We start from the raw sequence: 21,597 nt of genomic DNA on the forward strand, positions 1-21,597 counted from the left end.
CTGGTTTCAGTCGGTTTGCAGCTGGGTCATCAGCCAGTGTCTGAAGGTCTGCAAGGCGGAGCTGGCTTGGCGTGACTTGAGATAGGTCAGCCAGTAGGCGCCGGTATCGACCTCGTGGGCAAAAGGGCGCACCAGCCGGCCTTGCTGCAGCATGTGCTCGAACATGCGCGCGGGCAGCAAGGCAATGCCTGCACCCTGGGCGGCGGCCTCGGCCAGCGTCAGGGAGGAGTCGAACATGGCTCCGCGTGCCAGCGGGGCAGTCTGGTCCAGGCCGGCAAACCAGCCTTCCCATTCCTGGGTGCGATAGGAACGCAGCAGGGTTTGCCGGGCCAGGTCGGCAGGCTCGCGCAGCTGCTGTGCCAGCATGGGAGTGCACATGGGAGAGAGCGGAGCGCGCAGCAGCATCTGCGCGTGCGTGCCATGCCAGGCACCGTCGCCAAATCGCACGGCGGCGTCCAGTCCTTCGCCAGCCAGATCCACGCGATTGTTATTGGTCAGCAGCCTGAGGTCTATATAGGGATGCAACTGCTGAAAATGGCTCAGCCTGGGAATCAGCCAGCCGATGGCAAAAGTGCCGACCACGCCCACACTCAGGATTTCGCGTGGCCGCGGCTCCGCCACCTGCTGCAACGATTGTTCTATGCGCTCAAAGCTTTGCGCCACCACAGGCCACAAGGCCTGGCCTTCGTCGGTCAGGGCCAGACCGCGAGGCAGGCGGCGAAACAGCGGCTTGCCCAGGCGTTCCTCGAGATTGCGGATGTGCTGGCTGACGGCCGCCTGCGTCACATGCAGCTCCTGTGCGGCGCGGGTCAGGCTCAAATGACGGGCGGCCGCATCAAACATGCGCAAGGCGTTCAGTGGAAGCTGCATGGGACGATGGAGGTAAAAGTTTTTCTAATGGATGGCGTCAATTATTACTGCTGGTTCACCTGAATACAGCGCTATATGCTTCAAACCATCACAGTTAACTACAAGAGGATCTTATGCAACGACGCAGCATGCTGACAACAGGACTGGCCTTGGGTCTGGGGGCCTGGGGACTGAGCGGCTGTGCTTTTATCTCCAAGCAGCAAGCTGCTGCGGCGAAAACATTGAGTGACGAGCTGGCGGCGCTGGAAATTCAGTCTCAGGGCCGGCTTGGCCTGCATGTGCTGGATACCGTCAGCGGTGCCGAGGCGGGCTGGCGCGGCGACGAGCGCTTTCCCATGTGCAGCACCTTCAAGACCTTGCTGGCCGCCCGCGTGCTCTATCTGTCGCAAAGAGACGAGATTCGTCTGTGGCGCAAGCTCTATTACTCTCCAGCCGAGGTCGTGGCATGGTCGCCGATATCCGAAAAATGGGCAGGAGCCAATGGAGGTATGACGGTGCAGGAGCTGTGCGAAGCGATGGTGGTTGTCAGCGACAACACGGCAGCCAATGTGATGCTGGAAGCCAGCGGCGGGCCGGCAGCGCTGACGCAATGGCTGCGCGAACTGGGTGACGGCACCACCAGGCTGGACCGCAACGAACCTTCGCTGAACACTGCGCTGCCCGGGGATGAACGCGACACCACCACGCCGCAGGCCATGGTGCACAGTCTGCAGAAGCTGCTGCTGGGCGATGTGCTGGAAGGCTATGCCCGCGCACTGCTGCAGCAATGGCTGGCGGACAGCCGTACCGGGGACAAGCGTGTGCGCGCCGGCATGCCCAGCGACTGGAAGGTGGGCGGCAAGACGGGCAGCGGCGAGAGGGGCACGGCCTGCGACACGCTCATCGTCTGGCCTACCGCGCAATCTGCGCCGCTATTGGTGACGGCCTATCTGACCGGCAGCCCACTCGATGGGGCGGGGCGTGAGGCCGTGCTGGCCAAGGCTGGCGAAGCGATCAAGCGCTGGTATTACGCGATCTGATCAGCGATGGAGCCGCAGGCTCTGCACTGATGCGACGAGGCATTGAGATTTGCCATTCGATGAGATTGATTCTCATTTTCTGATAGAGTCTGCGCTTTCCCGCTCCGTCGCTGCATGCTTTGCCGCCGATTCCAAAGCCTGGGCGGCATGCCTCGCAAGAGGTCGAGGTGTACCCGTGGTTGCGCACTATTACGCAGAACTCGTCAGTTTCTTTGCTCGCTCGCTCAATAGCCGGGATGCGGCCGCGGATGTGGTGCAGGAAAGCTATGCGCGCGTATTTGCCATGCAGTCGCAAGATCTTGCAATACGGGACTTGCGGGCACTGCTGTTTCGCACCGGCAAGAACATCGTGATCGACGATGCGCGCCGCCGCACTGCCGAAGCCCGCATGCTGCAGACCCTGGCCGTGGTGGCTGCAGACGAAGCTCCCTCGCCCGAGCGTCAGGTGCAAGGGCGACAGCAACTGGTCTTGCTGTCTCGCCGTTTGCAGGCCATGCCGCGCAAGCGCCGTGAGGTGTTTGTGCTGGTGCGCATCTATGGCTTCAGCCATGCCGAGGCCGCAGCACATATGAATATCAGCGAAGCTGCCATCGAAAAGCATGTGGTGCGCGCAGTGTGCGATTGCATGGGGCTGACCTCATGAGTGTCGACGCTTTCTTCGGCAAGCCGGATCGCAAGCGGCTGGAGCACGCCTTGTTGCTGATTGCGCGCCAGCATGGCGCAAGTCCTGATGTGGCGAAGGCTGCAACAGAGGCGCTGGCGCGCTGGCGTGCCAGGGAACCTGCGAACGAACAGGCGGCGCAGGCAGCCATGGCAGGCTGGGCTGCGACACAGGGCAGTGCCTTGCAGGGCGAGATGCCCTTGCCCGCGACTCATTCGGCACGTGTGCAGCAGACCCGCCGGCGTGCGCTGTCCGTGCTGGGGGTGGCTGGTGTGGCGGGCCTGGCCGGCATGCTTGGCCGCTGGCATTGGCTGCAGCCAACGGAGCAGATGGCGCTGCATACAGGTCACGGCCAGCAACTGAGCCGCCATCTTCCCGACGGCAGCCAGCTTGATCTGGCTCCAGGTACCGACGCATCGGTGCTGCTGTATCGCCAGCGTCGCGAGGTTCATCTGCAGCAGGGCGAAATCCGGCTCAACGTAGCCCATGACGCAGTGCGTCCCCTCGAGGTGCACACGGCCCTGGGCCGCGTGCGTGTGCTGGGCACGGTTTTCTCCGTGGCGCTGCGGCCTGCCGGCCTGCAGGTCAGCGTTGCGCAGGGACGTGTGGCAGTGTGGAAGCAGGGCGGCATGGCCGATCGGCCCCCGGACGCGCTCCTGACCGCAGGCCAGGGCCTGCGCTTGGATGCAGGCGGCCAGCTTGCCCCTTACTCACTGAACGCGGCGGATGTGGGCGCTTGGCGCGAAGGCTGGCTGGTGTTTGACCACACGCCACTGCCCGAGGTCGTGGCGCGCTGGAATGACTACCTGACCCAGCCGATGGTGCTGGACGATGCAGCTTCTCTGCAAGCGCTGCGATTGACCGGCAGCTTCAAGCTGCGCGAGCCTGCAATCTTCATCGCCAGCCTGCCGCGCTCCCTACCCGTGCGGGTGCAGTCGCTGCCCGATGGCAGAGTCGCCATCCACCGGCGCTGACGGCAGGCCTGTCCGGCTGAAAATTTTTGTCCGGTACAAGCCGTTTCATGCGTCTTCACTGTGAAAGCACTTAGACAAGCAATTCACAGGATGCATTTGATGAAAAGAAATCACTCTCATTTTTCTTCTTGGCAAGGGGAGGGGATGGCTGCAGGTTCGCATGGCAGCGGTCTGCGCAGCGTGGCTCTGGCCAGTGCCATGGTTTGCCTGGCCTGGTCAGGTCTGGCGGTGTTGCCGACGGCTCATGCCCAGAGCGCCAGCAGCCAGACGGCCATGTCCACCTCGCACAGCCTGAGCTTGCCTGCGCAGCCCCTGGGACAGGCATTGAATGCACTGGCCCGCACCTGGGGGGTGTCAGTTTCGGTCGACGCAGCCTTGGTGGAAGGCCGCACGGCGCCGGCGCTGCAAGGCGTTCAGACCTTGAACGAGGCATTGGCAAAGGCGCTGGCTGGGAGCGGGCTGGAGGCGGTCCCAGTCGGGGCTGCCATCACCGTGCGTCGCCACAGCAGCCAGACCGGCATGCTGGGCGAGGTGACGGTGACTGCCCAGGCTGAACGCGAAGCCACAGAGGGCAGCGGCTCGTATGCCGCCTCATATGTGTCCCTGGGCAAAGGGCAGGACATCCGCGAGACACCACAGTCGATCTCGGTGGTGACGCGCCAGCGCATTGAAGACCAGGCCTTGAGCAATGTGGGGGAAGTGATGCAGCAGACCACCGGCGTGACGGTGGACTATGGCGGTGCGGGCGGGCTGGGCGGTGCGGCCACCAAATTTCTGTCGCGAGGCTTCGAGATCAGCAACGTGCAGATCGACGGTGCCAGTGTTGACGCGTTCAGTCAGCAGCTGTTCGACCCCAATCTGGCCATGTATGACAGTGTGCAGGTGGTGCGCGGTGCCAATGGCCTGTTCAGCGGCAATGGGGAGCCTGGTGGTGCCATCAATCTGGTGCGCAAACGTCCCACAGCGCAAAAGCAGATTCTGGGCTCGGTGGGCATCGGCAGCTGGAATCGCAAACAGGCCGAGCTGGATGTTGCGGGTCCGTTGAATGAAGCAGGGAGCCTGCGTGGTCGTGCCGTGCTCGCGCATTCGGACAAGAACTTTTTCTATCGCGGCGCCGATTCGCAAAACAGCCTGCTCTACGGCATTCTGGAAGCCGATGTGACCAGCTCCACGCGTGTAAGCCTGGGAGCCAGCTATGACAAGCTCAAGGCCACTCCCTGGCGCGAGGGACTGCCGCGTGCCGCCAATGGCGACGATCTGAAGCTGTCCCGCAAAACCGCACTGATGGCAGGCTGGAGCCACTACGACAAGAGCGCCAAGGAAGTTTTTGCGCAGCTCGACCAGCAACTGGCGGGCGACTGGAAGCTCAAGGCTCAAGTCAATTATCAGAAAGTGGACAGCGATGCGCGGCTGGCCAGCCTCAGCGGGGCTGTCGATCCGGCCACAGGTCTGGGCGCCAACTGGACCGGCTTTTCCAACGATTTTCGTTCGGAGAAAAAAAGCCTGGATGTGCATGCCAGCGGCCCGGTCTCGTTGTTCGGCCGCAAGCACCGGCTGCTGATCGGTGCGGACTGGAGCAAGGTGCGTGACGATCAGGACACTTATTACTCCGAGATGGACACGCCGCTTTCGCTGACCAATGTCTACGAGTTCGATCCCGGCAGAATTCCCCCGGCTGCAAGCGAGCGCAAGACACGCAGCTATCCCGGCTACGGTGCCACGCAAAAAGGCTTCTATGGTCGTGCCAACCTGAGCCTGACGGATCAGCTCACCGCCATTGTCGGAGGGCGTTATGCCAGCTACTCCTACGACACCCCATACATCAACTACAACGCCGATGGCAGCGTTCGGGCCAGCGGTCGCGAATACTACAGCGAAAGCGGCATCTTCACTCCCTATGCGGGCCTGGTCTATGACCTGGGCAAGCAGTGGACGGCCTATGGCAGCGTGACCGAGATCCACAAGTCGCAGGCCAATATGCTGGCCGGGCCGGCACCAGGCGCTGCGCTGGACCCGATCAAGGGCCGCAGCTACGAGCTGGGCGTGAAGGGAGAGCTCGCCGAGGGCAAGCTCAATACTGCGTTTGCCCTCTACCGGATAGAGCGCAAGGGCCAGGCGGTGCGTGATCCGCGCTATCCGGAAACCGATGTCGGCAACCTGGGCCTGAGCTGCTGCTATGTGGCCCAGGGCAAGATCATCAGCCAGGGCCTGGACATGGAAGTTACTGGCCAGCTGGCGCAGGGCTGGCAGCTGTTTGCCGGCTATACCTATAACCACAATCGCAACAAGACCGACCCGTCGCAGCTGGTCTATAGCTCCATCACCCCCAAGCACCTGTTCAAGCTGTGGAGCACGTATCAATTGCAGGGCCAGCTCTCGCCATGGACGTTGGGCGGTGGCGTGACGCTGCAAAGCGCCACCTATGTCAGCGGCACGGCCAACAGCTACAACCCGGCGTCCGGCCAATACGATGGCGATGCCGTTCCCTTCCGCTTCACTCAGGCCGGCTACGCGGTCTGGGGCGCCAGCGTGCAATATCGCATCAATCGCAACTGGTCGGCTGCACTCAATGTGCACAATCTGTTCGACAAGACTTACTACAAGACGGTTGGGACCTCGGGCAGCGGCAACTGGTATGGCGAGCCGCGCAGCGTGCTGCTGACCTTGCGTGGCGCATTCTGAGTGGGCTGACATGAGCGGCAAGCCAGCATCTCAGCCCGGACTTCGCCAGACCATGTCATGGCTGCACACCTGGTGCGGTCTGGTGTGCGGCTGGCTGCTCTGCGCCATCTTTCTGACAGGCTCGATCAGCGTGTTCCGCGAACCCATCACGCTGTGGATGCAGGGTGCGCCTCTGGAGGGCAGCGGCCAGCAGCCGCTTTCTCTGGACGAGCGTCTGCAGGCCTTGCGGCTGGCCGAGCAGCACCTGAGCAAGACGGCGCCGGATGCCAGCATCTGGCGCATCGGTCTGCCGCTGCAGACCGGTGAGGGCGTCAAGGTATTTTCGCGTTCCCAGGGCAGCAAAGTGCAGGCCAGCCTGCATGCGCGGACGGGCGAAGCCTTGCCTGAACCCACCACGCGCGAGACCGAAGGCGGCCGGCATTTCATGTCCTTTCACTATTCTCTGCAGGGCGGTATCGCGGGCTTCTGGGTGGTGGGACTGGTCTCGATGTGCATGATGGTGGCGCTGGTCTCGGGCGTGATCGTGCACCGGCGCATCTTCCAGGACTTCTTCACCTTCCGGCCCGGCAAAGGGCAGCGTTCCTGGCTGGATGCGCACAACGCATCGGCCGTGCTCACGCTGCCGTTTCTGTTCATGATCGTCTACACCGGACTCGCGCATTTCTACACCAGCTATATGCCCTGGCCGCTGCAATCCCTGTATGGTCAGGAGCGCTCGGCCTACAGCCGCTACGAGTCCGAGCTGAAGGCCACGCCCGAGGTGAAAGCGGCTTCAGATGCGCCTGCCGTTACCGTTGCCGGTGCGGATCTTGTCGGCCTCGCGCAGCAGGCGCAGTCCTTGCTGGCGCAGCCTGTGATGGAGGTGTTGGTGCAGCGACCCGAGCAGGGCAGGGCCACGGTGCGTTTCATGGAAGGCAAGCCGGATACGGCGGCGACGCGTCAAATGGTCAATGTCGCCAGTTCGGTGACCTTCGATGCCGTCGACGGCCGACTGCTGCAGCTGCCCGCCAATCCGCCGTCCAGTAGTTTCGCAAGCGATACCTATCCCGTCATCAGCGCGCTGCACCTGGTCACCTTTGGTGGCTGGACGATGAAGTGGCTGTATTTTGTTCTGGGTCTGATCGGCACCGCGATGATTGCCTCCGGATCGATACTGTTTGCAGTCAAGCGTAGAGCAAAAAGCGGTAACGAATGGGGCGTGGCAACGCATTCCATGTACCGCTGTATCGACGCGCTCAATGTGGCAGCGCTGGCAGGCTCGGCACTGGCGTCGATTGCCTATCTCTACGGCAACCGCCTGCTGCCGCTGGCGCTGGAGCTGCGCGCCGGCTGGGAAATCCGTGTGTTCTTTGCCGTCTGGGCATTGAGCCTGCTGCATGCACTGCTGCGCACCACATACAAGGCATGGCGCGAGCAGCTATGCGCTCTGGCCTTGCTATGTCTGGGCTTGCCGCTGCTCAATGCCATCACTACAGGCCAGCATCTGCTGCTGTATCTGGCGCAGGGTGACGGCCGGCGAGGCGGGGTGGAGTTGACCTGCATGGGGTTGGGCCTGCTGGTGGCTTGGGGCGCATGGCGGCATGAAAAGTCGCGGTGTAGCAAGAGCGTGCGGCAGCCGCGTGCGGCCCGCGGCGCGATCTCAGGAGGTCTCACATGAAGGCGGCAGCAATGACCCAGGCACAGACCAGGCGCTATCGCTGGGCCATGCTGCTGCGCGTGCTGATGGCAACGCTGGGCGGCTATGCGCTCACGGCGCTGGCTTGTGTCGTGCTGGCCCATGCACTTGTGGCCCTCGGTACCATGCAGCCTGCACCTGCCGTCCTGTTGTCTACCTTGCTCAGCTTTGTGCTCTACACGGCAGTGGCGGTCTGGGTCTTCCATGTGCGCAGCCTGCCGAGGGTGGCGGCATGGATGGCAGGCTCGGCTGCCGTGATGGCGGTCGCGCTGCAGGCGCTGAAAGGCATGGCATGAGTTTCTGGCCGTTGATGATCTGCGCTCTGGCGCTGTGTCTGGCAGGCATGCTGGTGCTGAGCCAGGCCATGGACAGGCATTGCCATCAGATCCTATCGCGGAGTGAGCCCGGGTCTGTGCAGCGGGCCTTGCTGCGCGTGACGGGGGCGGCGCTGATGATGGTGGCTCTATGGCTCTGCACAGGTTACTGGGGTGGTGCGGTGGGAATAGTCGTCTGGCTCGGCTGCCTGAGTGTGGCCGCGCTAGCCGTCGCATGGCTGCTGGCCTATATGCCTAGGCAGGGCGGAGTGCTTGCGGTCATGGGCGGCCTGGCCGCCTTGGCATGGACGATTCTGACGGAACCGATGCGATGACAGCGGCCGCCCCGGGATAGACCGGGGCGGTCTGCCCGGTTCTGGCGGAGATTCCAGACTCGGGCCGCCATTCGGTACACCTGCGATGCAGGCCGTTGTGGACATTGCCAATCTGCGCAGCCCTGCAGCTGGCGCAGAATGTGGGTATTCGCCCATTTTTGCAGCCGCCCCGAAACGATTGCCCGCCCATGCAGCAAGAGCCAGATTTCTTCCACAACCTCAATGAAGAGATGCGCGACGGAAAGCGCTGGCTGGAGCGGACAATAGTGCTGGCCTATGCTGCGGCAGCAGGCCTGAGCGTGGTGGCTTTCACGCTGCTGGCCGAAGCGGCGTTCGGATTTTTCGAGAGTATTTATCACGGCGTCAACGGCTGGCTGGTGCTGATCTGGATGCCCGCCATCACGGCGGCCGCCGTCTGGGCCACGCGCAAATGGGCGCCGGGGGCCAGTGGATCGGGCATACCGCAGGTGATTGCCACCTTGGAGCCATCGGTCGATGCCGGCTTGCGCAAGCGCTTTGTGTCGCTGTGGCTGTCTTTTGCCAAGATCGTGCTCTCCAGCGCGGGATTTCTCGCGGGGCTGTCGATAGGGCGTGAAGGGCCGTCGGTGCAGGTGGCTGCCGGTGTCATGCATTCGGCACGGCGCTGGCTGGGCCCCAAGTCCGTCATCAACACCCATGCCTTGCTCGTGGCTGGCGGCGCTGCAGGTATTGCCGCAGCGTTCAATGCGCCGCTGGCAGGGGTGGTGTTTGCGATCGAGGAGCTCTCGCGCAAGCTGGAGTCGCGCTCCAGCGGCCTCATCATCGCGGCGATTGTGCTGGCCGGTCTGATGGGGGTCTCGGTCTTCGGCAATCTGAGCTATTTTGGTCGCATCCGCGTGGCCGAACTCGGCTGGCGCGACCTGCTGCCTTGCCTGGCCGTGGCGCTGACCTGCGGCGTGCTGGGCGGCCTGTTCGCCAAGCTCATGACCCATTCGCTGACCTCGTCCACCGAGCGGCTCAACAAGCTCAGGTCGCGCTTTCCCATCCGCTTTGCCGCCGCGCTGGCCCTGCTGATTGCCGTCATAGGCGTGGTCACCGGCGGTGCCACCTTTGGTGCGGGTTCGGAGGCCGTCAAGCATATGCTGCAGGGCGAGGCCGACGTGCCCGAGTTCTATGTCACGCTCAAGTTCATCGCCACCTGGCTATCGGCCTGGGTGGGCGTGCCCGGCGGCATCTTCGCGCCCTCGCTGTCGATTGGCGCAGGTGTGGGGAATAATGTGGCATCGCTTGCTGGGACTGCGGATATAGCTCCTGCCTTGATAGCAATGGGGATGGCCGCCTTTCTGGCAGCCGTGACCCAGGCGCCGCTGACGGCTTTCATCATCGTGATGGAGATGGTGGACGGTCACGCCCTGGTGCTGAGCCTGATGGCATCGGCCATGATCGCCAGCATGATCTCGCGCATGATTGCACGGCCGCTGTACGAATCGCTGGCCCTGCACATGCTTCATGTGGCGCGGGCCTCCTTGCCCAAGGAGCCTGAACCCGAGCCGGGGCCGCAACCCGAGCCTGCGACGGCCAAGGCAGAGACCGCGCAGACGCAGCCCTCCTGCGGGCCGGCAAAGGCAGACACTGAGAGCAAGACCTGCTGAGGTGCAACCGGCGCGGTGTGGCCGGCAAGGTGCGACAGGTCATTGCCCCGGACTGTCCGTGAGAGTCGCAACATCCGTCCGGGGCGATGCTGGCGCTGCCGCTCAAGGTGTTGCGTCAGGCAGCAAGGCTGGCATTGTCGATGACAAAGCGGTACTTCACATCCCCCTTGAGCATGCGTTCATAGGCGTGGTTGATCTCGTCGGCACGAATCAACTCGATGTCCGAGACGATGCCATGCTCGGCACAGAAGTCCAGCATCTCCTGCGTTTCGGGAATGCCTCCGATCATGGAGCCGGCCAGACTGCGACGCTTCATGATCAGATTGAACACATTGGGCGATGGATGCGGCGTGGCAGGTGCGCCCACCAATGCCATCGTGCCGTCGCGTTTGAGCAGGGCGAAAAAGGCATCCAGCTCATGCGGAGCCGCCACCGTGTTGAGTATGAAGTCCAGGCTCTTGGCATGTGCTGCCATTTCCCGGTCATTGCGTGAGACGACGACTTCATCTGCACCCAGGGCTTTGGCATCTTCACGTTTGGACTCGGAAGTGGTGAATGCGACCACATGGGCACCCATGGCGTGTGCCAGTTTGATTCCCATATGACCCAGGCCGCCGATTCCAACGATCCCGACCTTGTGGCCCGGCCCCACCTTCCAGTGGCGCAGTGGCGAGTAGGTGGTGATGCCGGCGCAGAGCAGAGGCGCTACCGCTGCCAGCTGCCCGGCAGGATGGCGCACGCGAAGCACATAGCGCTCGTGCACGACGACCTGCTGGGAATAGCCGCCCAGCGTGTGGCCCGGAGCATCTGAGGTCGGGCCGTTGTAGGTGCCGACCATGTGGTCGCAGTAGTTCTCCAGGCCTTCATTGCAATCCCCGCAGTGCTGACAGCTATCGACGATGCAGCCGACACCTACGAGGTCGCCGACCTTGAACTTCGAGACATGGGCACCGACGGCGCCGACACGACCCACGATCTCATGGCCGGGCACGCAGGGGTACAAGGTTCCTGCCCACTCCGAGCGAACCTGATGGAGGTCGGAATGGCAGACTCCGCAGAATGCAATGTCGATCTGCACATCATGCGCACCAGGGGCACGCCGGCTGATATCCAGTGACTCCAGCGGTTTGTCGGCGCCATGGGCTCCGTAAGCTTTGACAATCACGGCAAACTCCTTTCGTGGTGGTGAAATGCGTCTCGGGACAAGGACCCAGGGTAATGCATGCCGATGTCAATCCGGGGTCAGAGGGAATCGCAGGACCCAGGCAGGCGATCCGGTCGCAGCGGTTTTCAGGGCCTGTCGCCCTGCAGGCTTGCCAGGTGCCGGGCCAGGGCATCGCCAGCACGACTTGCGGCAGCGGAGTCGACATGGGTGGCGAGCGCCCGGGGAAGCTCCTGCAACTGCTCGGCACTCAGACCCACATTCATGCTGATGCGCATATGGGCCTGCAACTGAGGCTCAGCCCCGGGCAGGGCGGACAGCATGCCCAGGGTGGCCAGCTCGCGGCTTTGCCAGTCGAGGTTGTCACGTTCGAAGATGTCGCCGAACAGATGGGTGCGCAGGTACTCGTTTGCGGCGGGTGCAAAGTCGAACAGCGGCCCCGAGACGGCCGCGCCCGACAACCGTGTCTGGTTGGCTGTACCGGCGGCCAGCAGTGCATCGCCCTGCGGAATCGTCCGGCTGGGGCTGCTGCCGGGCAAATCCTCGATGCCGCGCTGCTTGCGTGTTTCAAGTGTTTTCATGAATTCGCCCAGCGCATTGAGGCTGCGTGGAAAGCCGGCATAGGCATAGAGCTGCACCAGGATTTCCTTGATGTCGCTGATCGTCAGGCCAGCGTCCAGCCCCCGGTTCAATGCCGCATTCAGAGAAGCCATATCACCGGCGGCTGCAAAGGCACCGATGGGCACGATGGCCTGCTGACGCGTCGAGAGTGTGTCTTTGGCGGAACCGTCCATGTTCAGAGCCTCCTGAGAATATGCAGCAGAGCAGCCCAGCAGCATGGCCAGGCTCCATGTCAAAGCCTGGCGACGTGCCGTCCGCGCCATGACCGGTTCAGCGGGCGTTGTATTGATCATCGCTGACCTTCTCCAGCCACTCCACATTCCTGCCGTCCGCCGTGGCACCGGTTACGGCCAGGTGCGTCATGGCTGTCCCTGGGGCCGCTCCATGCCAGTGTCTGACGCCTGGTGGGCACCAGACTACATCACCGGGACGGATCTCCTGGATGGCTTTTCCCCATTCCTGTGTCAGGCCCGTGCCTGCGGTCACCACGAGGTACTGCCCTTTGGGATGTGTGTGCCAGGCCGAACGCGCGCCGGGCGAGAAAGTGACATAGGCTCCGGAGACATTGATCTCGTCGTTGGCCGCAAACAAGGGGTCTACACGTACCAGCCCTGTAAAGAACCCTTCGGGGCCGGTCATGGTGTTCTGTGTGCCGGCACGTGTGATGCCGGTGCCCGAGACGGTTTCTTCGGGGGCGGCGACGCCGCTGCTGAGGGCTGCGCAAGCGAGCATGCCGGTGAGTGTCTTTTTCATGGCAAATCCTGTGTTCAAGGTTTTCGCCACTGTAGAAAAACCCGAATTGGTTGAGAAGACTGCAAAATTGGCATTTGCTTGTGCAAGATATTCACCAATGTCCAAGGAAAATCTCAATGACCTGCGCGCCTTCGTTGCGGTTGCCCGGGCGCGCAGCTTCACGCGTGCGGCGGCGCAGCTGGGTTTGTCGCGTTCCGCGCTGAGCCACACCATGCTGGCCTTGGAAGAGCGCCTGGGAGTACGTCTGCTGACCCGCACGACGCGCAGTGTCTCCACCACCGAAGCCGGGGCGCGCCTGCTGGATACCGTGGCTTTGCGTCTTGACGAGATCGATCTGGAGCTGGGCGCGCTCAGTGCCTTGCGCGACAAACCCGCTGGCACTGTGCGCATCACGGCCCATGACCATGCCATCCACTCCATCCTGTGGCCGCGGCTGAAGCCCCTGCTGGATGAATATCCGGATGTGCAGCTGGAGTTCAGCGTGGACTATGGCTTCACCGATATCGCTGCCCAGGGCTTCGATGCCGGTGTCCGCAGCGGGGACCGGGTGGACAAGGACATGATTGCCGTGCGCATTGCAGAGGACTTGCGTATGGCGGTTGCCGCATCTCCCGAATACCTGCGGGGTCAGCCCTTGCCACAAACACCGCATGAACTGACCAGCCATCGGTGCATCAATCTGCGCCTGCCCACATACGGGGGGCTGTATGCATGGGAGTTCGAGAAGGCGGGAGTGGCTGTCAACGTGCGCGTGAGCGGTCAGGTCACCCTGAACAACACCTTTCTCATGCTGCAGGCTGCGCTCGACGGGCAGGGGATGGCTTATGTGCCGCTAGACCTGGTTCAGCCACATATCGATCAGGGGCGCCTGGTCCCCGTGCTGGAGGACTGGTGGCCCATATTTCCCGGATATCACCTCTACTACGCCAACAGAAGGCAGATCTCTCCAGCATTGGCTCTGGTCATAGAGGCCTTGCGCTACCGCGCCCAGGGTGCGTGAGACTGCATCTTTGCCGACGGCGATGCCGGGATCAGGCAGCGTTGCGGAAGGACGATGCGGGGGCGCAGCGCCATGCTCGTGGTGAGCGAGGTCTAGCCAGCGTTCCTTTCACTCAGCCGCGCTGCGGGCGATCGCTGCTGGCGGAGCATGTCCGCCAGCAGCCAGTTTGCAGGACTGTCTGCTAGCCGCAAGCACCTACGTAGCCGCAGGCCGTGCAGAACGCGCAGCCGTCCTTGCGAATCATGGCGTGAGCGCCACAGTCGGGACATTTCTTGCCATTGACCGAGCCATTGCCTTCGGGCGCGGCGGCCGGCGTGGCTGCCGTGCTGGGGGCAGGCTGGGGCAAGCCACGGTTGGCGATGATGCTCTGGATGGCATAGGCCAGCAGAGCCACCTCGCTGTCGTGCCAGAGCGGGATGCGGCTGCCGTCCTCGCGCGTTCTGTTGCCATAGCGCACGGGGCCACGGTCCCAGGCCACTTTGCGCAGATCGGCCAGGGCCTTGTCGAGAAAACCGCCACGCGCGGCCAGGCTCAGGCTGCGCATGGTGGCCGTGATCCATTGCTGACTCTCGCCGGTCTGGCCCACGGGCATGAAGAACTCGATGGGACGCTCCACGCCATCGACCACCATGAAGCTGACGACGAGGTAGAGACGCCTTATGCCGTCATGCGTGAAGTATTCGATCTTGTCGACCACGGCATTGAGCGGCCCTTCGGGACGGCGCTCTATCACGGCGGTCATGCCGTTGGCGCCTGAGGAATTGATAGCGGCTTGCGCTTTATCGGTGGGCGTTTGAGAGGGTTTTGAGGCAGATTCTGTGGAGAGCACTGCACCCAGCGTGTCGTTGGGGCGGTAGGTGGCACAGCCCTTGAGTCCGGCCTCCCAGCATTCCATATAGAGGTGCTTGAAGTCCTCGAACGGATAGTCGGCCGGGATGTTGACGGTCTTGGATATCGAGGTGTCGATAAAGGGCTGGACGCAGCGCATCATGGCCACATGCTCGCTGGCGCTCAGCTCCAGCGCACTGACAAAGCAGTCGGGCAGCGGTGCCTCGTCGCCGTGCATGGCTTTGTACAGGCGGTAGGCATGGTCCTGTACGGTGTAGAACTGCTCGCCGCCATCGGCTGTGCGCTTTCTGCGTGTGTAGGTCCACGAGAAGGCTGGTTCGATGCCGTTTGACGCGTTGTCGGCGAAGGCCAGCGATACCGTGCCCGTGGGGGCAATGGACAGCAGATGGCTGTTGCGCAGCCCATGTTTTCTGATGTCCGCACGCAGTTCCTTGGGAAGGCGTTTGGCAAAGCCGCTTTTCAGATACTGCTTGGCGTTGAACAGCGGGAAGCTGCCTTTTTCCCGTGCCAGCTCCACCGAGGCTGCATACGCTGCATCACGCATATTGCGGGCGATGGCCTCGGCCTGTTGCAGGCCTTCATCGCTGGCGTAATGCAGGCCCAGCAGAATCAAGGCATCGCCCAGCCCTGTGAAACCCACGCCGATGCGGCGCTTTTGCTGCGCTTCGCGCTGCTGCTCGGGCAGGGGCCAGACGGTGGCATCCAGCACGTTGTCCAGCATGCGCACCTGAACGGCGACGGCGGTGCGAAAGGCGTCCAGGTCGAAGAAGGCCTGCGGTGTGAATGGTTCGCGCACGAATCGCGTGAGTATGACCGGGCCCAGATCGCAGCAGCCGTAAGGCGGCAGGGGTTGCTCTCCACAGGGGTTGGTGGCGGCAATCTGCTCGGCATACCAGAGGTTGTTGTCGGCATTGATGTTGTCGAGGAACAGAATGCCGGGCTCGGCAAAATCATAGGCCGACTGCATGATGGCGTCCCAGAGCGTGCGCGCAGGCTGGCTTTGGTAGACCCACAGTCCGTCTTCACGGCGATGGGCTCCAGCCTGTATCTGTGCATCGCTGGGGCTGGCGACATGGACCAGCTCCCATTCGGCATCGTCCCTGACCGCCTGCATGAAGGCGTTGCTCACACCGACCGAGACATTGAAATTGTTCCAGCGGCCTTTTTGACGCTTGGCGGTGATGAACTCCAGCACATCGGGGTGGTCGATGCGCAGCACGCCCATCTGGGCGCCGCGTCGTGCACCCGCCGACTCCACCGTGGTGCAGGATGCATCGAAGACATCGATGAAGGAGCAGGGCCCCGATGCATTCGAATTGGTGCCGCGCACCAGCGCACCGCGTGGGCGCAGATTGGAAAAGTCATAACCTACGCCGCCGCCGCGGCGCATGGTCTCGGCCGCCTGCGACAGCGCCGTGTAGATGCCGGGGTTTCCTTGGGTGTCAAAACCATTGGTGGCATCGGCGACAGGCTGTACGAAGCAGTTGATCAAGGTGGCCTTGGTGTCCAGCCCCGCAGCCGCCATGATGCGGCCGGCACCGATGGCGCCGAGTTGCAGATTGAGCAGAAATTTTTGCTCCCAATGCGCTTGAAGCTCGGGCTTTTCAACGGCGGCCAGGGCGTGTGCCACGCGGGCAAACAGGTCTTGTTCGGACTGCTCGCCGTCGGCCAGATATTTTTCGGCCAGGACGTCCTGGCTGATGGCCTGGGGAGGGAGTGTGTTCATGGCATGCCTCATGCTAAATGCAGTTCAAATGCAATTCGACTTTGTAGCGCAGACCGCCTGGAAGTGACGTGACGCAGCGCAACATCCGCGGGACTCCAGCTGGCCGGAGGCTGCTGATGGCAGCCCGGGCCTGTCCCAAAATTGTGACAGACCCTTTGGCTGGGGAGTCCATGCGCTGGCAGTCACTGAAACCCGGCGACAGGGCCGGGATTGGCATGCGGCAGCCCGTCTGCTCGGGCAGGGCCTAGCGAGGGTTGGGCGCGTGGGTCTGAACCACCTCGCCCTCAAAGCGCGCAGCGGCATTCACGACCGCCATCACCGATGCAGTGACGATGTTTGCATGCATGCCTACGCCAAACCGCGAGCCGGGCACGCCAGGCCAGGCGGCTTCGACGATGGCAAGCGCGCAGGCATCGGCGCCGTTGCCCAGGCTGCGCTCTTCATAGCTGTCGATGCGCAGCGGCAACTCCAGCGCCGCCACTGCGGCAGCAATAGGACCGCTGCCCATGCCACTGCTTTGCCTGCTCTGTCCGTCTGCATCGTGCCAGTGCAGTTCGATACCCTGACCTTGATCGCTGTCGAACAGCCGGTGGCCCTGGTAGCGCAAGGCCGGTGACTGGGCATGGGCATGCAGATAGGTGGCTTCGAACAATGACCAGATCTGCGCGCTGCTCAGCTCGGTTTCGCTGCTGTCGGCCCAGGTCTGGACGATGGCGCTGAATTCGATCTGCATGCGCCTTGGCATGGTGATGCCCCAGTCCTTTTGCAGCAGGAAGGCAATGCCGCCTTTGCCGGACTGGCTGTTGACGCGCACGATGCTGTCGTAGGTGCGTCCCAGGTCCTGCGGGTCTATGGGCAGATAGGGAACGCGCCAGGGAGCATCAGGCTTTTGCACTGCAAAGCCCTTGGCAATTGCATCCTGGTGCGACCCGGAGAATGCCGTGAACACCAGATCGCCCACATAAGGGTGGCGTGGGTGGATGGGCAAGGCCGTAGAGGCTTCGGCAATGCGTGCTACGGCGGCGATGTCGGAAAAATCCAGGCCGGGGGCAATGCCCTGGGTGTAGAGGTTCAGGGCCAGGGTCACCAGATCCACATTGCCGCTGCGCTCTCCGTTGCCAAACAGGCAGCCCTCCACACGCTGGGCGCCGGCCAGCAGGGCCTGCTCTGCGCAGGCCACTCCGGTGCCTCTGTCGTTGTGGGGGTGTACCGACAGCGTGACATGTTCGCGTCGTGCCAGGCGCTGGTCCATCCATTCGATCTGGTCAGCAAACACATTGGCGGTGGAAACCTCCACGGTGGTCGGCAGATTGATGATCATGGGGCGTTCGGGACCGGCATCCCAGGCGGCAATGGCGGCATTGCAAACGGCCAGGGAAACGTCCAGCTCGGCCATGCAGAAGGTTTCCGGGGAGTACTGCAGCACCCATTCGGTTTCGGGGTGCTGCTCGGTCAGTTGCCTGAGGTGGCGCACATGGTGCTCCACCATGGCAATGATCTGTGGCACTTCCATGCCAAAGACGATTTCGCGGAACGCCGGGGCTACGGCGTTGTACAGGTGCACGATCACGCGGCGCGCACCCTTCACGCTGCGCACCGTGGTGGCAATCAGGTCCTCGCGCAGCTGGGTGATGACCATGGGCGTGACGTCCTGCGGAATCAGCTGCGCGTCGATCAGGTGGCGCACGATGTCGAAGTCGGTCTGGGAAGCGGAGGGAAAGCCGATTTCAATTTCCTTGAAACCGATGGCGACCAGCTCCTGGAACAGCCGCAGCTTGCGCTCGTGGTTCATGGGTTCGAACAGAGCCTGATTGCCGTCGCGCAAATCTGTCGACAGCCATACGGGGGCCTGCGTCAATGTACGGTCAGGCCATTGGCGGTTGGGCAGGTCCACAACGGGAAATGCGCGGTATTTGGTAGAGGGATCAGCCAGCATAGAGACCTTGGGGTAGTAGAAACGATGATCTGGTCTCCCTGCCCGGGTTGGGCTGGCTAAGGTCGGGGTCTGGGGAGACCGGAGAGGAACCATGCGCAAGCGCGTGCGTACGGACCCCGACCAGATGTCAGAGTCAGTAGGCATAGCGGAAGCGGGTGGCGGTGTTTCACGGCAAGGTGCTTGATGGAGGCAGTGCTGCTACTTTATGTCGCCAGAGGTATAGACTTCTATCGATAGATATTCATTTGCTGTAGAAATTTAGACATCTCATGGGTTTTTCCTCCCCAGAACATGGTGCGCATGCGCTGGATTTGCAGCATGCGCAGGCCTCGCCACTGCCTGTCACGGGCGTGGAGCAGCGCTATCCGCCCGGCCATGTGGTGCCACAGCACAGCCACGCGCGCGGCCATCTCATCTATGCCTCGGAAGGCGTGTTGCTGGTCGAGTCCCCCGGCGGCCAATGGCTGGTTCCGCCGACGACGGCAGTGTGGCTGCGCCCGGGCATGCTGCACCGGATCACGGCGACCACGGCGGTGCGAGCCTTTGGCCTGTTCATTGAGGAGGCATGGTCGGCACACCTGCCGGCCCAGGACTGCGTGCTCCATGTATCGCCACTGGTCAGGGAGTTGATGGCGGCACTTGTCGACTTGCCCCATCAGGGGCCGCATCGCCCGCGCGATGCGCTGCTGGGCGATCTGCTGCTGGAGGAGTTGCAGATGCTGGCGCCATTGCCGTATTACCTGCCATGGCCGCAAGACATGCTGATGCGACGCATCTGCGAGAGCATGCTGAGTGCACCGGCGCAGCGCACCACGGTGGAAGCCCTGGCCCGGCAGCACGCGCTGACGCCCAAGACGCTGCATCGTCGATTTCTGAAAAGCACCGGGATGAACTGGGGTCGGTGGTATCAGCAGATGCGGCTGATGGCTTCCATCCCCCAGTTGTTGCAGGGCATGCCCATCACCACCGTGGCGCTGGAAAGCGGCTATGAAAGCCATAGCGCCTATTCGGCGGCTTTCCGCAAGCAGTTCGGCCGTCCACCGTCGGAATTTGCAGCTACGGCGGACAGAGCAACGTTGCGTTAGGTGCTCATGCAGCGCCGAGAGCTGCTGCTTGTGTAGCCGGTTTCTGCCACTCCAACATCTTCTTGCTTCCAAAAAAATAGCTTCCAACGCTTTCTCATCAAGCGCTGGAAGCCATTTTCAAGAGTGGAGCGGATCAGAGCTTCTTCACCAGCACCTGGCTCTTGCGGCCCCAGTTGTACTTGGCCTTGCGGGCCTCGGGCAGCCATTCGGGCTCCACGGGCTGAAAGCCGCGCTTAATGAACCAGTGCATGGTTCGCGTGGTCAGCACAAACATGGTTTCGCAGCCCAGGGCGCGGGCGCGCTGTTCGATGCGTTTGAGCAGCTTCTCGCCATCGCCCGTGCCCTGGCTCTTGGGCGAGACGGTGACGGCGGCCATTTCTGCGGTCTTGGCTTCCAGATAGGGGTGCAGGGCGGCACAGCCGAAGATCACGCCATCGTGTTCGATGACGGTGTAACTGGCGATGTCGCGTTCGATCTCGGTGCGGTCGCGCTTGACCAGCGTGCCGTCGCGCTCGAAGGGTTCGATCAGCTGAATGATGCCGCCCACGTCGTCGATCGTGGCCTCGCGCAGTTCTTCGAGCTTTTCGTCAATGACCATGGTGCCGATGCCGTCGTGCACATAGATCTCCAGCAGCAGCGCTCCGTCGGTCGAAAAGGGCAGGATGTGGCTGCGCTCGACGCCATGCTCGCAGGCGCGCACACAGTGCTGCAGATAAAAGCCCACATCGGTAGGCTGCTGTGCAGGGGGGAGCTGGGCCAGCAGGCGGCGCGCAGCGTCCAGCGGCAGCTCGGTATCGATGGGGTTGTTCTCGTCGGCCGGGCCGCTGGGGTTCATGCGCACTCCGGGCACTTCAGTCAGGAACAGCAGCTTGTCGGCCTTGAGCTCGATGGCCACACGGGTGGCCACTTCTTCCATGCTGAGGTTGAAGGCCTCGCCCGTGGGCGAGAAGCCGAAGGGCGAGACAAGCACCATGGCTTCGGAGTCCAGGGCGCTGCGAATGCCCTCCACGTCGACCTTGCGCACCAGACCGGAGTGCATGAAATCCACGCCGTCGACGATGCCCACAGGACGGGCTGTGAGGAAATTGCCCGAAATCACGCGCACGCGTGCGCCGGCCATGGGCGTGTTGGGCAGTCCCTGGCTGAAGGCGGCTTCGATCTCATAGCGCAGCTGGCCGGCCGCTTCCTGGGCGCAGTCCAGCGCAATGGAGTCGGTGACGCGCATGCCGTTGTAGTAACGCGGCTCCTGGCCCTTGAGGCGAAGCTGCTCGTTGACCTGGGGGCGGAAGCCGTGCACCAGCACGATCTTGACGCCCATGGCCTGGATCATGGCCAGATCCTGGACGATGGAGCTGAGCTTGCCCGCATCAATGGCTTCACCGGTCAGGCCCACCACAAAGGTCTGGTGTCGGAACTTGTGGATATAGGGAGCCACAGACCGGAACCAGGGAACAAAGGTGAAATTGAAGACGGTGGACATGGCAGTGCGCGAAAACCTCGAAATCGGGGAAAAAAAGGCCTGCGTCGGTATTACGCAGGCCTGCGGCGCAAAGTGTAGCGGTTACTAGCGCGCCTGAGCTAATTGCTGCGTGGTTTTATGCGCGCTGATCGCACAGTTTGTGGCTTTTGTGGCGCGATGTTTTCAAAAAATGACGACTTGTACCCAGGAGCCGCTCCTGGGGCCGCGCGGAAAGCCATGTGCGGCAGCTACGGACGCGGGCCTGCAGGCCGTGACGGGCCTGGGCCTGTCGTGCATTGGAGCGCTAGTTCCAGTTGTCGATCTTGGTATCTTGAGGAGACGGATTGCCTTTGCCGGTCTGGGCCAGAGCTCTGAGGCTGAGCAGGAAGACGGCCCATTTCATGCTGCAGTGGGCGGTGAACTCGACCGTTTCGCGCCAGTTCCGGTGGCCGAACAGCAAGATGGTGTACCCGTCCTGGCGGCTCAGCTCAAAGGTCGCCTCGGTACCTATCCATTCTTCGGGCCCCTCCGTGAAGCGCCAGCGCACGCTGTGCTCCGCCTCCGGCCTGATGAGGTCGAAACCGATTTTCCCGAGCTCCCGACCGGACTGGTCGGTGAAGCGCGCGCTCATCGCGACTTCGGGCCCCGCGATTGCGCTTATCTCCCTGGTCCACCAGCCGGCGATACCTGCAACGGACGAGATTGCCTGGAAAACATCGCTGATAGGCGCTCTGATACCAATTCTATGAATGATGTCCACCATGTCCTCGGTCTCCTCGCGGATGCAGATGGCCCGACGATATCGATAAATCGGCGCCGGCCAAGTGGCATTTCCACCGGCAAGG

General features: G+C 62.7%; 18 protein-coding genes. 10 read left to right on the forward strand and 8 right to left on the reverse strand.

The genetic code is table 11. From position 1 onward, the window contains the following. Window positions 1–6 precede the first annotated feature (6 nt). Window positions 7–870 carry a LysR family transcriptional regulator gene (locus F3J24_RS00080; RefSeq protein WP_167001651.1) on the reverse strand — a complete coding sequence of 288 codons (864 nt, stop codon included), beginning with the start codon at window positions 868–870 and terminating at the stop codon, window positions 7–9. A gap of 113 nt (window positions 871–983) precedes the next feature. Here F3J24_RS00080 and bla point away from each other — a divergent pair, with 113 nt between their 5' ends. From bla to F3J24_RS00120, 8 genes are all read left to right on the forward strand, one after another. Then, on the forward strand, window positions 984–1,889 hold the full coding sequence (bla, locus tag F3J24_RS00085; protein WP_167001653.1) for a class A beta-lactamase: 906 nt from the start codon (window positions 984–986) through the stop codon (window positions 1,887–1,889). A 175-nt stretch (window positions 1,890–2,064) separates the two neighbouring features. Next, window positions 2,065–2,532 (forward strand): sigma-70 family RNA polymerase sigma factor, encoded by a 468-nt coding sequence (locus F3J24_RS00090; protein ID WP_167001655.1) that lies wholly within the window; start codon window positions 2,065–2,067, stop codon window positions 2,530–2,532. Continuing rightward, window positions 2,529–3,524 (forward strand): FecR family protein, encoded by a 996-nt coding sequence (locus tag F3J24_RS00095; RefSeq protein WP_167001657.1) that lies wholly within the window; start codon window positions 2,529–2,531, stop codon window positions 3,522–3,524. The genes F3J24_RS00090 and F3J24_RS00095 overlap by 4 nt, the downstream gene beginning before the upstream one ends. Before the next feature lie 144 nt (window positions 3,525–3,668). Beyond that, the gene (locus F3J24_RS00100) at window positions 3,669–6,206 is read left to right on the forward strand and encodes a TonB-dependent siderophore receptor (RefSeq protein WP_240154180.1); all 2,538 of its coding nucleotides are present in this window, start codon (window positions 3,669–3,671) and stop codon (window positions 6,204–6,206) included. Between the two features lie 10 nt (window positions 6,207–6,216). Beyond that, window positions 6,217–7,863 carry a PepSY domain-containing protein gene (locus F3J24_RS00105; RefSeq protein WP_167001661.1) on the forward strand — a complete coding sequence of 549 codons (1,647 nt, stop codon included), beginning with the start codon at window positions 6,217–6,219 and terminating at the stop codon, window positions 7,861–7,863. Beyond that, window positions 7,860–8,177, forward strand: a complete 318-nt coding sequence (locus F3J24_RS00110; protein WP_240154181.1) for a hypothetical protein — start codon at window positions 7,860–7,862, stop codon at window positions 8,175–8,177. Before F3J24_RS00105 ends, F3J24_RS00110 begins: the two co-directional genes overlap by 4 nt. Beyond that, the gene (locus tag F3J24_RS00115) at window positions 8,174–8,530 is read left to right on the forward strand and encodes a DUF3325 domain-containing protein (protein ID WP_167001662.1); all 357 of its coding nucleotides are present in this window, start codon (window positions 8,174–8,176) and stop codon (window positions 8,528–8,530) included. The genes F3J24_RS00110 and F3J24_RS00115 overlap by 4 nt, the downstream gene beginning before the upstream one ends. Window positions 8,531–8,718: 188 nt before the next feature. Next, window positions 8,719–10,161: a chloride channel protein gene (locus F3J24_RS00120; protein ID WP_167001664.1), complete on the forward strand. Its 1,443-nt coding sequence runs from the start codon at window positions 8,719–8,721 to the stop codon at window positions 10,159–10,161. A 115-nt stretch (window positions 10,162–10,276) separates the two neighbouring features. On the opposite strand, the gene F3J24_RS00125 is transcribed toward F3J24_RS00120, so the two are convergent. From F3J24_RS00125 to F3J24_RS00135, 3 genes are all read right to left on the reverse strand, one after another. Further along, window positions 10,277–11,326 (reverse strand): NAD(P)-dependent alcohol dehydrogenase, encoded by a 1,050-nt coding sequence (locus F3J24_RS00125; protein ID WP_167001666.1) that lies wholly within the window; start codon window positions 11,324–11,326, stop codon window positions 10,277–10,279. Window positions 11,327–11,451: 125 nt separating this feature from the next. After that, window positions 11,452–12,237: a carboxymuconolactone decarboxylase family protein gene (locus F3J24_RS00130; protein WP_205244560.1), complete on the reverse strand. Its 786-nt coding sequence runs from the start codon at window positions 12,235–12,237 to the stop codon at window positions 11,452–11,454. Next, on the reverse strand, window positions 12,215–12,697 hold the full coding sequence (locus F3J24_RS00135; protein ID WP_167001668.1) for a cupin domain-containing protein: 483 nt from the start codon (window positions 12,695–12,697) through the stop codon (window positions 12,215–12,217). Before F3J24_RS00135 ends, F3J24_RS00130 begins: the two co-directional genes overlap by 23 nt. A gap of 97 nt (window positions 12,698–12,794) precedes the next feature. On the opposite strand from F3J24_RS00135, the gene F3J24_RS00140 reads away from it, so the two are divergent. Then, a complete protein-coding gene (locus F3J24_RS00140) occupies window positions 12,795–13,697 on the forward strand; it encodes a LysR family transcriptional regulator (RefSeq protein ID WP_167001671.1) in 903 nt (300 codons plus the stop codon). A gap of 181 nt (window positions 13,698–13,878) precedes the next feature. Here F3J24_RS00140 and F3J24_RS00145 read toward each other — a convergent pair whose 3' ends face one another. Together F3J24_RS00145 and F3J24_RS00150 are read right to left on the reverse strand one after the other, a co-directional pair. After that, entirely contained in the window at window positions 13,879–16,272 is a 2,394-nt protein-coding gene (locus F3J24_RS00145) for an adenosylcobalamin-dependent ribonucleoside-diphosphate reductase (RefSeq protein WP_167001673.1), read from the reverse strand. 244 nt (window positions 16,273–16,516) lie between these two features. After that, window positions 16,517–18,208: a 2-isopropylmalate synthase gene (locus tag F3J24_RS00150; protein WP_167001675.1), complete on the reverse strand. Its 1,692-nt coding sequence runs from the start codon at window positions 18,206–18,208 to the stop codon at window positions 16,517–16,519. Window positions 18,209–18,477: 269 nt separating this feature from the next. Between F3J24_RS00150 and F3J24_RS00155 the strand changes: the two genes are divergently transcribed. Then, the gene (locus F3J24_RS00155) at window positions 18,478–19,293 is read left to right on the forward strand and encodes a helix-turn-helix domain-containing protein (protein ID WP_167001677.1); all 816 of its coding nucleotides are present in this window, start codon (window positions 18,478–18,480) and stop codon (window positions 19,291–19,293) included. Between the two features lie 133 nt (window positions 19,294–19,426). Here the strand turns inward: F3J24_RS00155 and argA are convergent, their stop codons facing one another. Continuing rightward, a complete protein-coding gene (gene argA, locus F3J24_RS00160) occupies window positions 19,427–20,773 on the reverse strand; it encodes an amino-acid N-acetyltransferase (protein WP_167001679.1) in 1,347 nt (448 codons plus the stop codon). Window positions 20,774–21,056: 283 nt separating this feature from the next. Further along, complete coding sequence (locus F3J24_RS00165; RefSeq protein WP_167001681.1) at window positions 21,057–21,515, reverse strand: SRPBCC domain-containing protein; 459 nt, start codon at window positions 21,513–21,515, stop codon at window positions 21,057–21,059. Window positions 21,516–21,597: the final 82 nt, after the last annotated feature.

It is taken from the genome of Comamonas sp. Tr-654 (assembly GCF_011752915.1).
Taxonomy (GTDB): Bacteria; Pseudomonadota; Gammaproteobacteria; order Burkholderiales; family Burkholderiaceae_C; genus Comamonas.